9 protein-coding genes and 1 tRNA gene are annotated in these 12,999 nt (G+C 69.8%); 4 read left to right on the forward strand and 6 right to left on the reverse strand.

The window, feature by feature from the left end; all coding sequences use genetic code 11:
• Positions 1–89 precede the first annotated feature (89 nt).
• Positions 90–770, forward strand: coding sequence for a vitamin K epoxide reductase family protein (locus tag ABT123_RS19120; RefSeq protein WP_351315665.1), 681 nt, complete (start codon positions 90–92; stop codon positions 768–770).
• Between the two features lie 98 nt (positions 771–868).
• Entirely contained in the window at positions 869–3,475 is a 2,607-nt protein-coding gene (locus tag ABT123_RS19125) for a YfhO family protein (protein ID WP_351315668.1), read from the forward strand.
• Positions 3,476–3,701: 226 nt separating this feature from the next.
• On the opposite strand, the gene ABT123_RS19130 is transcribed toward ABT123_RS19125, so the two are convergent.
• Positions 3,702–6,323, reverse strand: coding sequence for a valine--tRNA ligase (locus ABT123_RS19130; protein ID WP_351315670.1), 2,622 nt, complete (start codon positions 6,321–6,323; stop codon positions 3,702–3,704).
• 97 nt (positions 6,324–6,420) lie between these two features.
• On the opposite strand from ABT123_RS19130, the gene ABT123_RS19135 reads away from it, so the two are divergent.
• Positions 6,421–7,089 carry a hypothetical protein gene (locus ABT123_RS19135; protein ID WP_351315673.1) on the forward strand — a complete coding sequence of 223 codons (669 nt, stop codon included), beginning with the start codon at positions 6,421–6,423 and terminating at the stop codon, positions 7,087–7,089.
• Positions 7,090–7,179: 90 nt separating this feature from the next.
• Positions 7,180–8,145, forward strand: a complete 966-nt coding sequence (locus ABT123_RS19140; protein WP_351315676.1) for a hypothetical protein — start codon at positions 7,180–7,182, stop codon at positions 8,143–8,145.
• A gap of 75 nt (positions 8,146–8,220) precedes the next feature.
• Here ABT123_RS19140 and clpX read toward each other — a convergent pair whose 3' ends face one another.
• The 5 genes from clpX to ABT123_RS19165 all read right to left on the reverse strand — a co-directional run bounded on the left by clpX (position 8,221) and on the right by ABT123_RS19165 (position 12,879).
• Complete coding sequence (clpX, locus tag ABT123_RS19145) at positions 8,221–9,507, reverse strand: ATP-dependent Clp protease ATP-binding subunit ClpX (RefSeq protein WP_007264060.1); 1,287 nt, start codon at positions 9,505–9,507, stop codon at positions 8,221–8,223.
• A gap of 155 nt (positions 9,508–9,662) precedes the next feature.
• Positions 9,663–10,334 carry an ATP-dependent Clp protease proteolytic subunit gene (locus ABT123_RS19150; protein ID WP_351315677.1) on the reverse strand — a complete coding sequence of 224 codons (672 nt, stop codon included), beginning with the start codon at positions 10,332–10,334 and terminating at the stop codon, positions 9,663–9,665.
• A gap of 49 nt (positions 10,335–10,383) precedes the next feature.
• Positions 10,384–11,001, reverse strand: coding sequence for an ATP-dependent Clp protease proteolytic subunit (locus tag ABT123_RS19155; protein ID WP_215140031.1), 618 nt, complete (start codon positions 10,999–11,001; stop codon positions 10,384–10,386).
• A 254-nt stretch (positions 11,002–11,255) separates the two neighbouring features.
• Complete coding sequence (tig, locus tag ABT123_RS19160; RefSeq protein WP_351315681.1) at positions 11,256–12,638, reverse strand: trigger factor; 1,383 nt, start codon at positions 12,636–12,638, stop codon at positions 11,256–11,258.
• A 164-nt stretch (positions 12,639–12,802) separates the two neighbouring features.
• A tRNA-Pro gene (locus ABT123_RS19165) sits at positions 12,803–12,879 on the reverse strand.
• Between the last annotated feature and the right edge of the window lie 120 nt (positions 12,880–12,999).

Raw genomic sequence — 12,999 nt, forward strand, 5'->3', positions numbered from 1 at the left:
CCGGATATGCCGGAAAGGGCCGGAAGGCCCGTCGGGCCGAGGCTTTCTCCCCCTCCCTGGGCCGCGGGCCGCTGCCTACCGTCGGAGGAATGACCTCCGACGTTTCCCCCGGCCGCCGCCCGGATGGCGCCGCCTCGCATAGCGCCGCCCCGGACCGCGCCGCTCCGGACCGCGCCGCCCTGGATGGCGCCGCCCCGCACCACCCCGCTCCGGACGGCGCCGCCCCGCATGGCGCCGCCCCGCGCGGCCTCGCCCTGCTCGTCCTGTGCAGCGGTCTGGTCGGCGCCCTCGCCTCGGGGGTCCTGGCGTACGACCGGATCCGCTCCCTGGAAGATCCGTTCTTCACACCGGGGTGCAACATCGGCCCGGTGCTCAGCTGCGGGAACGTGATGAGCAGCTGGCAGGGCAATCTGCTGGGCTTCCCGAACGCGCTGCTCGGCCTCGCCGGCTTCGCCGCGCTCGCCGGCCTGGGGACCGCGCTGGTCGCCGGGGCGGTGTTCCCGCGGTGGCTGTGGCGCGCGCTGTGGGGCGGGATCGCCGCCGGATTCCTGTTCACGGTGTGGCTCATCGGCCAGTGCGTGTTCGTCATCGGGGCGCTGTGCCCGTGGTGCGTGGCGGTGTGGGCAGTGATGATTCCGCTGTTCTGGTACGTCAGCCGGCATCTGAGCGAGCCGGGTTCGCGGCTGCGGAGGATTCCGCACTGGCTGGTACCGGCTGTGCTCTATGCGCTCGTGGCCGCGCTGGTCCTTTCCGAGTTCGGGCTGCGGTAAACGGTTGTTCCGTCGGAATACATAGGATGCGGGTAGCCGACGGCCCTTGACCTGGGCGGCCGGGGGGACACTCATCAAGGGCTCAAGGGCTTTCACATATGACCACCGCTTCCATCACGGCTGCCTCGGCGCGCCCTGCGCCGGGTCGCCGGCCGGGGTCCGCGGACCCCGCCGCGCGCCGGAACCGGCGACGCGGGGCCGTCGCCGCGCTCACCGCCGCGCTCATATCCATGGCCGCGTACGCCGCGGGCCTCGCGGCGCACGGCACCTATCCGTTCGGCCCGGCGCCACGCGCCGTCAATGACCTGCGCCATCAATACGTGCCGTTCCACACCTATTTGTGGGACCTTCAGCACGGCACCGCGCAGGGCGATCTGTTCTTCAACTGGCAGAGCGGTTACGGGGTCGGTTTTCTCGCCGACTTCTTCACCTACCTGACGAATCCTTTCTCCTGGCTCACCGGACTTTTCTCCCGCGACCAGGGCGAACTCTCCGCCTTCCTGGTCAGCCTGCTCAGCATGGGCCTGGCAGCCGCCACGATGACCGTCTTCCTCGGCCGGCTGCGCCACGGCTCGCCCTGGTTGCGGGCGCTCCTCGCCACCGGCTATGCCGTCTGCGGCTGGGGGGTGGTCGAGGGCACCGTCGTCCCCATGTGGACCTGGGGCCTGGTCGCGCTCCCGCTGCTCGGCATCGTCGCCGACTGGGCGCTGACCGGCCGCCGTTGGGTGCTCGGCAGTCTCGCCGTCGCCCTGTGCTGGTTCGCCAACTTCTACACCGCCGCCATGGCCACCATCGGGGTCGCCCTGATCCTGGTCCTGCGGCTGCTGCTCGCCGACACCGACTGGCGCGCCCGCGGCCGGGTGTTGTGGCGGGCCGCCACCATGACCGGCACCGGCCTGCTGCTGGCCGCCCCCGTCGTCCTGGTGGCCGGGCTGGCCAACGCCCAGTCGCAGCCCACCGACCGGTTCGTGGTCAGCGTGGACACCGAGCCGCTCACCTACCTCTCCATGTTCCTGCCGGGCACCCTGCCGAAGTACCCCGCCCCCAACGTGTTCGCGGGCGTCCTCGCGCTGCTGCTGGTGCTGGCCCTGCCGTTCCAGTCGAAGGTCCGGGTCAGGGAACGGGTCGGCTGGCTCGCCCTGTTGCTGCTCACCGCCGTCTCCTTCGTGGTCACGCCGACGGCGAAGCTGTGGCAGGGCGGGACCCTGCCGCACGGTGCGCCGTTCCGGGAGTCCTTCGTCCTCAGCGGCTTCATGGTGATGGCCGCCTGGATCTGCCTCGCCCACATGCCGCGGCCCCGGGCGCTGCTCGGCGGGGCCGGGCTGCTCGGCGTACTGGTCCTGCTGACGTACGACCTCCAGCCGGTCAACGACTACGCGCTGGCCCTGGCGTTGCTCGGCGGGGCGGCCGTGACCGTGCTGCTGGTGCTGTACGCGCGCGGGCTGCGGCGGCCGGCCCGGATCGCCGTGGTCGGCCTGCTCGCCGCGTCGGTGTTCGGCAGCACGGTGTACGCCGTGTACGGGATCGCCGTACTGCACGACCCGCGGCTGCGCGGGCCGGCCCGCGCCCAGACCATGAGCACCCTCGGCCAGAGCGCGCAGCAGGCGCTCGCCCGGCAGAACGGCTGGCCGGCCGGCCGCACCGACCCGGGCGGCGGCGTGTTCGTCACCAACAACGACCCGATGCTGATCGGCGGCCAGGGCGGCTCGTACTACAGCAGCTACGTCACCGTGGAGTCGGCGACCGGGCTGCGCGGGCTGGGCCTCGGCTACGCCATGGGCGGGCGGCACCTGTGGCCCGCCCGCGACCCGGTCCTGCAGTCTCTGCTCTCCATCACCGGGGTGCTGGAACCGGTCGGCAAGGACCGGGCCGGGATCCGCCGGATGGCCGCCCCGCCGCTGGTCACCGTACGGGCGCCGGGCAGCGACCGGGCGTACGGTGCGCCCGAGGGCTCCGTCTGGGCGCGGCAGCAGGCGGCGCTGGGAGCAAAGGTCTACACCGTGCCGGAGCTCACCCACACCGGCGGGCCGGCCGGCGAGCGGACGGCCGACGGCTCCGGCTTCCGGCTCCGCCGGGCGCAGGGCGAGGGCGCGGACCAGTGGACCACCTTCACCGCCCGGTGCACGCCGGGGGCGCGGGCCTTCCTGTACGCGCCGGACCTGAACGGGGCCGTGCGCGGCGGGGACGGGCCGAAGCAGGGCTTCCAGGGGAATCCGCCGCTGGTCAGCGCGACGATGAAGGAGCTGGCCGCGGTGCCGTCGGACGGGCTGCTCTCCCTCGCGGTCCGGGCCGGCAAGGACGGGCAGACCCTGCCGGGCAGCGCGCTCGGCTGTCTGGACCCGGGGGCGCTGGACGCGCGGGTGGCGCAGCTGAAGGCGGGCGGCGCGGTCTCGGTCGAGGCCGGCGGCCACACGATCGCGGCGGAGCTGCCGCGCGGCTCGACCGGCACCGCGGTGATCGCCACCAGCGCCCCGCAGGGCTGGCTGTGCTCGGTCGACGGCGGCCCGGCGCGGAAGCCGGTGTCGTACCAGGGCCTGCTGGGCGTCCCGCTCGGCGCCACGGGAGCGGACCGGCTGTCCTGCACCTACACCCCGCCAGGCCTGAAGGCAGGCCTGACCGGCACCGCCGCAGGCGCCACAACCCTGGCCGCGGTCCTGCTGTACCCCCCACTCCGCCGCCGCATCACCACGTCCCGCCGCGCCTGAACCCGGGAGGCCCGGCCCCACGGCGTTGCCCGGCCGGCACCGAGCTGGGGCTGGCCGGTCGGCCCCGCGCGGCGCCCCGCCGTCCTGCGGGCATCGCCCGCACCGGCGCCTCGGAGACCGGACTCGCCGTGTCCGCGACGGCGGCACGCCGAGGGGCCCGGACCACATGGTCCGGGCCCCTCGAGCATGGCCCGGCCGGGCCGGGGGCCGCGCCCCTGGACGGCCGTTACGCGGGCGGGAGTGCCGCCAGCTGGGCCTCGATGCGGGCGATGTCCGCGTCCGCCTTGGCCAGGCGGGCCTTGATCTTGTCGACCACGTTGTCCGGCGCCTTCGCCAGGAACGCCTCGTTGCCGAGCTTGGCTCCCGCCTGCTGCTTCTCCTTCTCCGCAGCGCCCAGGTCCTTCGTCAGGCGCTTGCGTTCCGCCGCCACGTCGATCGTGCCGGACAGGTCCAGCGCGACCGTCGCGCCCGCGACCGGCAGGGTCGCGGTGGCGCTGAAGGAGTCGCCCTCGGGCTGGAGGCGCAGCAGCTGCCGGATGGCCGCCTCGTGCGCGGCCAGCTGCGTACCGGCCAGGTCCAGCCGGGCAGGGACCTTCTGGCCGGGCTGCAGGCCCTGGTCGGCGCGGAACCGGCGGACCTCGGTGACGACCTGCTGGAGGTTCTCGATCTCGGCCTCGGCGGCCTCGTCGCGGAAGCCGCTGTCCTTGGGCCACTCGGCGATGACCAGGGACTCACGCCCGGTCAGCGTGGTCCACAGGGTCTCCGTGACGAACGGGACGATCGGGTGCAGCAGTCGCATCAGGACGTCGAGGACCTCGCCGAGGACCCGGCCCGAGACCTTCGCCTGCTCGCCGCCCGCGAAGAACGTGGTCTTCGACAGCTCGACGTACCAGTCGAAGACCTCGTCCCACGCGAAGTGGTAGAGGGCCTCGGACAGCTTGGCGAACTGGTAGTCGTCGTAGAGCGCGTCGACCTGCGCGACGGTCTTGTTCAGCCGGGACAGGATCCACCGGTCGGTGGCGGACATGGCCTCGACGGGCGGCAGCTCACCCTCGATGGTGGCGCCGTTCATCATCGCGAAGCGCGTGGCGTTCCAGATCTTGTTGGCGAAGTTCCGGGACGCCTGGACCCAGTCCTCACCGATCGGGACGTCGGCACCGGGGTTGGCGCCCTTGGCGAGGGTGAAGCGGACGGCGTCGGAGCCGTACTTGTCCATCCAGTCCAGCGGGTCAACCGCGTTCGGGTTGGACTTCGACATCTTCTTGCCGAACTCGTCACGGACGAGACCGGTCAGGGAGATGGTGTGGAACGGCGCCTCTCCGTCCATCGCGTACAGACCGAACATCATCATCCGGGCGACCCAGAAGAAGATGATGTCGTGACCGGTCAGCAGGACGTCGGTGGCGTAGAACTTCTCCAGGTCCGGGGTCTTCTCCGGCCAGCCGAGGGTGGAGAACGGCCACAGGCCGGAGGAGAACCAGGTGTCGAGGACGTCCGGGTCCTGGGTCCAGCCCTCGCCCGTGGGCGGCTGCTCGTCGGGGCCGACGCAGACGACCTCGCCGTCCGGGCCGTACCAGATCGGGATGCGGTGGCCCCACCACAGCTGGCGCGAGATGCACCAGTCGTGCATGTTGTCGACCCAGTCGAAGTAGCGCTTCGACATGTCCTCGGGGTGGATCTTGACCCGGCCGTCGCGGACGGCGTCGCCGGCCGCCTGCGCCAGCGGGCCGACCTTGACCCACCACTGCATCGACAGCCGCGGCTCCACCGTGGTCTTGCAACGGGAGCAGTGGCCGACGGAGTGCATGTACGGACGCTTCTCGGCGACGATCCGGCCCTGCTCGCGGAGGGCGCCGACGATGGTCGAGCGCGCCTCGAAGCGGTCCAGGCCGAGGAAAGGCCCGTGGACGGTGATGATGCCGTGCTCGTCCATGACCGTCAGCGCGGGCAGGCCGTGGCGCTGGCCGATCGCGAAGTCGTTCGGGTCGTGGGCCGGGGTCACCTTGACGGCGCCGGTGCCGAACTCCGGGTCGACGTGGGTGTCGGCGACGACCGGGATGGTGCGGTCGGTCAGCGGGAGCTTGATCTGCCGGCCGATGAGGTGGGCGTACCGCTCGTCGTCCGGGTGGACGGCGACGGCCGTGTCACCGAGCATCGTCTCGGCGCGGGTGGTGGCGACGACCAGGCTGTCCTCGCCCTCGCCGTAGCGGATGGAGACCAGCTCACCGGCGTCGTCCTGGTACTCCACCTCGATGTCGGAGATGGCGGTCAGGCAGCGCGGGCACCAGTTGATGATGCGCTCGGCGCGGTAGATCAGCTCGTCCTCGTAGAGCTTCTTGAAGATCGTCTGGACGGCCTTGGACAGGCCCTCGTCCATGGTGAAGCGCTCGCGCGACCAGTCGACGCCGTCGCCGAGGCGGCGCATCTGGCCGAGGATCTTGCCGCCGTACTCTTCCTTCCACTGCCAGACCCGGTCGACGAACTCCTCGCGGCCCAGGTCGTGGCGGGACTTGCCCTCCTCGGCGAGCTGCTGCTCGACCTTGTTCTGGGTGGCGATGCCGGCGTGGTCCATGCCGGGCAGCCACAGGGACTCGTACCCCTGCATCCGCTTGCGGCGGGTGAGGGCGTCCATGAGGGTGTGCTGGAAGGCGTGGCCCAGGTGGAGCGAGCCGGTGACGTTCGGCGGCGGGATGACGATGGTGTACGCGGGCTTCTCGCTCGCGGCATCGGCCGTGAAGTACCCACGCTCTACCCAGCGCTCATAGAGCTTCCCCTCTACCTCGGCCGGCGCGTACTGGGTCGGCAGTTCGGAGTTGGGGCTGCTGGGTGTCTGCGTGTTCTCGGTCACGGGGCACAGGATACGGGCGGCGCCGCCTCCGTTACGAATCCATACCGCACCGGAAGGCTTTGTTGACCTTCGGCGGGCCGGGCCGTCTGATGCGGGCATGAACGAGATACCCCAGCAGCCCACTACGGCGCCCATCGCCGCCCCTGTCCCCCCGGCCTTCCCGGCCGTCCCCCCGCCGCCGCCCGCCCGGAACCGGCGCGGCCTCAAGATCGCGGGGACGGTGCTGGCGATGGCCGCGGGCCTGGTGATCGGCAAGCTGGCCATGGGTGCGGTGCTGGGCTCCGACGCCCCCGAGGACGCGGGCCGGTACGAGCTGGTGCCCCCGGCCGCCTTCCAGGGGCTGACCCTGCAGGAGTCCGGGCCGCGGGTCGACGCCATCAAGGCGGGCCAGGGGCCGGCGAAGCCGGGGGTCCGGCAGGTGGCCGTGGTCTACGCCGATGCGTCGGGCACCGCCCAGCTGGTGGTCAGCGGCGCCGCCGGCACCTTCCAGGACCGGGACCCGGGCGCGGAGCTCACCGCGGGCCTCAAGGGCATGGGCGCCAAGGAGGCGGAGATCACGGAGCACGAGGCCGGGAAGCCCGCGGGCGGCGCGATGCGGTGCGCCACGGTCACGTTCCGCGGCACTCCGGTGCCGATGTGCATGTGGGCCGATCACAGCGCGCTGGTCACGGTCAGCGTGCCGGTCGAGAACAAGCCGGTGCCGATGGACGAGCTGGCGGAGCGGGCGCGGGCGCTGCGGGGCGCGATGGAGGTGCCGGCGTCGTAGTTCCGTAACGCCTGGACCCCCGGGGCCACGACAGTGGTCGTCTTCCGACAGGATGTGACCAACATAAGAGGTTCCTAAAGGGGGACAGAGATGAGTTACAACCAGCCGGGCCCGTACGGCCAGCAGCCGCAGCAGCCGAATCCCTACGGTGGGCAGCCGCAGCAGCCCAACCCGTACGGCCAGCCGCCGCAGGGCCAGCCGGGCTACGGCTACCCCCAGCAGGCACCGCAGGGCGTACCCCAGCAGGGCTACCCGCAGCAGCCGGGCACGCCCCCGCAGGGCCAGCCGGGCTACGGCTACCCCCAGCAGCCGGGCATGCCCCCGCAGCCCCCGTACGGCCAGCCGCCGAAGAAGTCGAAGACGGGCATCATCGTGCTGGCCGCGGTGGTCGCGGTCGCTGCGATCGGGACCGGCGCGTGGTTCCTGCTGAGCGGGGACAGCGCGGGCAACGGTGACGTGTCCTCGTCCACCAAGGGCTACAAAATCGTCCCGCCGGAGTCGGTGGACGAGTTCAAGAAGGACAGCAAGAGCAAGAGCGACGACTTCGACGCAGAGGACAAGAGGGAAGCCGAGGCCATCGGCGTCAAGAACGCCGAGCAGGCCGACCAGGAGTACGAGGCGGGCAGCAAGGAGAACCCTCTCCAGGCCAAGATGCTCAAGTTCACCGGCCTTTACGGCGAGATCGACGACCCTGCCAAGACGCTCGACGGCGCCTTCGAGATGATGAAGAAGGAGAGCCAGAAGGACCAGGCCAAGAACAAGGGCACCACCGAGTTCTCGTGGGTCGGCGACGCCGAGGAGAAGAAGCCGGCCGGCTTCTCCGGCGCGCTGATGAAGTGCCAGGACGCGAAGCTCATCAACAAGAAGCCTTCGGACAACCCCATGGAGCCGAAGGAACTCCTGATGACGTTCTGCATCTGGACCGACTACAGCACGATGGGCGTCGTGGTTCCCATGGATCTGGGCGCCATCGTGACCGGCAAGCAGAGCTACACCAAGGACCAGGCTGCCGAGCTGACCGCGAAGCTCTACAAGACGTCGCGCGTCAAGAAGTGACGCGGAACTGACCGCAGCGCACGCGAAGGGGCGCCCCGGATTCCCGGGGCGCCCCTTCGCGTTGTTCGGGTGCGGCTACGCCGACTTCTCGTGGGGGCCCTGGTCCTTCGGGACGATGCGGGGGACCAGCGTCGGGTTGACGTTGGAGCGGACCACGTCCGCCGTGATGACCACGCGGGCCACGTCCTTGCGGGACGGGACCTCGTACATCACCGACATCAGCACCTCCTCCATGATGGCGCGCAGACCGCGCGCGCCCGTCTGCCGGAGGATGGCCTGGTCGGCGATGGCTTCCAGCGCCTCGCGCTCGAAGTCCAGTTCCACACCGTCGAGTTCGAACAGCCGCTGGTACTGCTTCACCAGCGCGTTGCGCGGCTCGACGAGGATCTGGAGGAGCGCTTCGCGGTCCAGGTTGTGGACCGAGGTGATGACCGGGAGGCGGCCGATGAACTCGGGGATCATCCCGAACTTCACCAGGTCCTCCGGCATGACCTCCTGGAACTGGTCGCTGGCCTCGATCTCCCGCTTGGAGCGGATCGTCGCGCCGAAGCCGATGCCCTTGGCACCCGCCCGCGACTCGATGATCTTCTCCAGGCCGGCAAAGGCACCACCCACGATGAACAGCACGTTCGTCGTGTCGATCTGGATGAACTCCTGGTGCGGGTGCTTACGGCCGCCCTGCGGCGGGACCGAGGCCGTGGTGCCTTCCAGGATCTTCAGGAGGGCCTGCTGGACGCCTTCGCCCGACACGTCGCGCGTGATCGACGGGTTCTCGCTCTTGCGCGCGACCTTGTCGATCTCGTCGATGTAGATGATCCCGGTCTCGGCCTTCTTGACGTCGTAGTCCGCCGCCTGGATCAGCTTGAGCAGGATGTTCTCGACGTCCTCGCCCACATACCCGGCCTCCGTGAGCGCCGTCGCGTCCGCGATGGCGAACGGGACGTTCAGCATCCGGGCCAGCGTCTGCGCGAGCAGGGTCTTGCCGGAGCCGGTCGGGCCCAGCAGCAGGATGTTGGACTTGGCGAGCTCGATCGCGTCGTCCCGGCCCTGCGCGCCGCCGTTCTCGCCCGCCTGGACCCGCTTGTAGTGGTTGTACACCGCTACCGAGAGCGCCTTCTTCGCCGGCTCCTGGCCGACGACGTAGCTCTCCAGGAACTCGTAGATCTCGCGGGGCTTGGGAAGTTCCTCCCAGCGCACCTCGCTCGTCTCCGCGAGTTCTTCCTCGATGATCTCGTTGCAGAGGTCGATGCACTCGTCGCAGATGTACACACCGGGCCCTGCGATGAGCTTCTTCACCTGCTTCTGGCTCTTCCCACAGAACGAGCACTTGAGCAGGTCGCCGCCGTCACCGATGCGTGCCACGAGGTGCTTCCCCTTCGCCTGGGAGACGCTTGGTTCAGCGCTCCTGGTGCCTCATATCCGACGGTACCTTGCCGGGGCCCCGGTACGGGGCCCCCTTGGCGTGGTTCACATCGCCGAACGCGGCGACGCGGGCCCACACCAAGGGGCCGCAAGGATCAGTGCGAGCTCTTGCGGGTGGAAATGATCTGGTCGATCAGGCCGTACGCGAGCGCGTCCTCGGCAGTGAGGATCTTGTCGCGCTCGATGTCCTCGCGGATCTTCTCGATCGGCGTGGTGGAGTGCTTGGCCAGCATGGTCTCCAGCTGGTCGCGCATGCGCAGGATCTCATTGGCCGCGATCTCGAGGTCCGAGAGCTGCTCACGGCCGGTACCGCCGGACGGCTGGTGGATCAGCACGCGGGCGTTCGGCAGGGCCATGCGCTTGCCGGGGGTGCCGGCGGCGAGCAGGACCGCGGCGGCGGAGGCCGCCTGGCCCATGCAGACCGTCTGGATGTCCGGCTTCACGAACTGCATGGTGTCGTAGATGGCCGTCAGCGCGGTGAAGGAGCCACCCGGGCTGTTGATGTAGATCGAGATGTCGCGGTCCGGGTCCATCGACTCCAGGCACAGCAGCTGCGCCATGACGTCGTTGGCGGAGGCGTCGTCGATCTGCACGCCGAGGAAGATCACGCGCTCCTCGAAGAGCTTCGCGTACGGGTCGTACTCGCGCACGCCCTGCGAGGTGCGCTCGACGAAGCGCGGGATGACATAGCGGTTGTCCACCTGCGGGCCGGTGTAGAGGCCGCTCGCGGGAGAGAGGTTGTTCATCTGCATCTGGGTGTTCACCATCCTGGTGGCGTTCGGCGGGCTGGGCTGTCCGTGTACGGGTGGACCGGGGTCAGGCCCCGGTACCGCCGCCGCCCGGAACGTTGGACGCGGCCGAGATGATCTCGTCGATGAGGCCGTACTCCTTGGCCTCCTCGGCGGTGAACCAGCGGTCGCGGTCGCCGTCGCGGATGATCGCCTCGACGGTCTGGCCCGAGTGGAACGCGGTGATCTCGGCCATGCGCTGCTTGGTGCGCAGCAGGTACTGGGCCTGGATCTTGATGTCCGAGGCGGTGCCGCCGATGCCGGCGGAGCCCTGGTGCATCAGGATGTCGGTGTTCGGCAGGGCGAAGCGCTTGCCCTTGGCGCCGCCGGTGAGCAGGAACTGGCCCATCGAGGCGGCCATGCCCATGCCGATGGTGACGACGTCGTTCGGGATGTACTGCATGGTGTCGTAGACCGCCATGCCGGCCGTCACCGAGCCACCGGGGCTGTTGATGTACAGGTAGATGTCCTTCTCCGGCTCGGCGGCCAGGAGGAGGAGCTGCGCCGTGATCTTGTTGGCGATGTCGTCGTCGACCTGCTGGCCGAGGAAGATGATGCGCTCGCCGAGCAGCCGGTTGTAGACATGGTCGCCGAGGCCGCCACCGATGGACGGCTCACCCGCGGCGTAAGGCTTCAGATTCGTCACGTATCCACCTGCTCGTCTCCGACGGCTCACGTGCCGTCTCAGCGTCTTGTTCGGAGGGCAGTGCCCTCATAGTCATGGACCCTAACGCGCAGGTCGGACAACGCCATCCCGCTTCCCGAACTGTTCGCTCGGAGCGCAAGGTACGAAGGCCCCGCACAAGGGTCCGCAGAAGGCTCCGCCAGGGGGATGAGGAAGGGCCCGGACGCGCACGCGTCCGGGCCCTTCCGCCGCAGCTCGAAGGAGCCGTGCGGGACTTACTTGGCCTCGGCCTCGGCGTCGCCGTCGACCGCGTCGGCGGCGACCTCGGCGGCCTGCTCGACCTCGTCCTCGTCGGAGAGGTCGACGAGCTCACCGTTGGTGTCGACGACCTTGGAGCCCTCGACGACCAGCGCGAGCGCCTTGCCGCGGGCGACCTCGCCGACCAGCATCGGGACCTGGCCGCCCTCGACGACCGCCTGGGCGAACTGGTCGGGGGACATGCCGGAGGAGGCCGCACGCCGCATGAGGTGCTCGGTGAGCTCCTCCTGGTTGACGTTCAGCTTCTCCTTGTTGACCAGGGCGTCCAGCAGGAACTGGGTCTTGATGCCCTTGACCGCCTGCTCCTTGGTCTCGGCCTCGAACTCCTCGACCGTCTTGCCCTGGAACTCCAGGTACTTCTCGATGGTCAGACCCATCTGGCCGAGCTGGTGGTGCTCCAGGTTGTGCTTGCGGGTGTTGACCTCGTCCTCGAGCAGCTTCTCGGGGACCGGGATCTCCGCGAGCTCGATGAGCTTCTCCAGCACGCGCTCCTGGGCCTGGGTGGCCTGGTCGTACTGCTTCATGTTCTCGAGGCGCTTGCGGCTGTCCGCCTTCAGCTCCTCCAGGGTGTCGAACTCGCTCGCCATCTGCGCGAACTCGTCGTCCAGCTCCGGGAGCTCCTTGGCGGCGACCTTGGTGACCTTGACGGTGACCTCGGCGTCCTTGCCCTCGGCGGAGCCGCCCTTCAGCTGCGAGGTGAAGGTGGCCTCGCCGCCGGCCTCGAGGCCCTTGACGGCCTCGTCGATGCCGTCGAGGAGCTCACCCGAGCCGATGGTGTAGGCGACGTCGGAGGCGACGCCGTCGGGCAGCACCTCGCCGTCGACCTTGGCCTCGAGGTCGATGGTGACGACGTCACCCTCGGCCGCGGCGCGCTCGACCGTGTTGGTGGAGGCGAAGCGGTTGCGCAGCTGCTCGACCGACTTCTCGATGTCCTCGTCGGAGACCTCGACCGCGTCGACCTCGACCTCGATGCCGGAGTAGTCCGGGATCTCGATCTCGGGACGGACGTCGACCTCGGCGGTGAAGGAGAGCAGCTCGCCGTCCTTCAGCTCGGTGATGTCGACCTCCGGCTGGCCCAGCGGGTTCAGCTCGGCCTCGTTGATCGCCTCGGTGTAGAACTTCGGGAGGGCGTCGTTGACAGCCTCCTCCAGAACCGCACCGCGACCGAAGCGCTGGTCGATGACCCGGGCCGGGATCTTGCCCTTGCGGAAGCCCTTGACCGTGACCTGCTGGTTGATCTTCTTGTACGCCGCGTCGAGGCTGTCCTTGAGCTCCTCGAAGGGCACCTCGACAGTGAGCCGAACCCGAGTCGGGTTCAGGGTCTCCACGGCGCTCTTCACGGTTCGGTCTCCTTGTGGCTGACTTCTGGGGGTTCTGCCGACACTGATCTGCAGCGGTTCGGCGGATCGGGCCCGGCACATCAGACACACGGGCACGCAGCTTGCATAGTAACCGCAAGCGGGAAGCAGCCCACAACGCGATCATCGCGGGTGGCAGTGCTGGATGGTCGGGGTGGCCGGATTCGAACCGACGACCTTCCGCTCCCAAAGCGGACGCGCTACCAAGCTGCGCCACACCCCGTCGGTGCGACACGTAGGGTACATGCCCACGGACGGTCCGACGCGCAGGGTTTTCCTGCTGCGCTTCCCGGTGGGGTTTCGGGCGCTGCCCCGCTCCCCGGCAATGGGGTGTGCGATCGGC

Source organism: Streptomyces sp. NPDC002054, assembly GCF_040296685.1.
Taxonomy (GTDB): Bacteria; Actinomycetota; Actinomycetes; order Streptomycetales; family Streptomycetaceae; genus Streptomyces.

What these genes read in the sequence shown, in the direction of transcription:
- ABT123_RS19150 (WP_351315677.1), bottom strand. Translation starts at nt 10,334, where the DNA reads ATGGTGAACACCCAGATGCAGATGAACAACCTCTCTCCCGCGAGCGGC.
- ABT123_RS19140 (WP_351315676.1), top strand. Translation starts at nt 7,180, where the DNA reads ATGAGTTACAACCAGCCGGGCCCGTACGGCCAGCAGCCGCAGCAGCCG.
- ABT123_RS19120 (WP_351315665.1), top strand. Translation starts at nt 90, where the DNA reads ATGACCTCCGACGTTTCCCCCGGCCGCCGCCCGGATGGCGCCGCCTCG.
- ABT123_RS19125 (WP_351315668.1), top strand. Translation starts at nt 869, where the DNA reads ATGACCACCGCTTCCATCACGGCTGCCTCGGCGCGCCCTGCGCCGGGT.
- ABT123_RS19135 (WP_351315673.1), top strand. Translation starts at nt 6,421, where the DNA reads ATGAACGAGATACCCCAGCAGCCCACTACGGCGCCCATCGCCGCCCCT.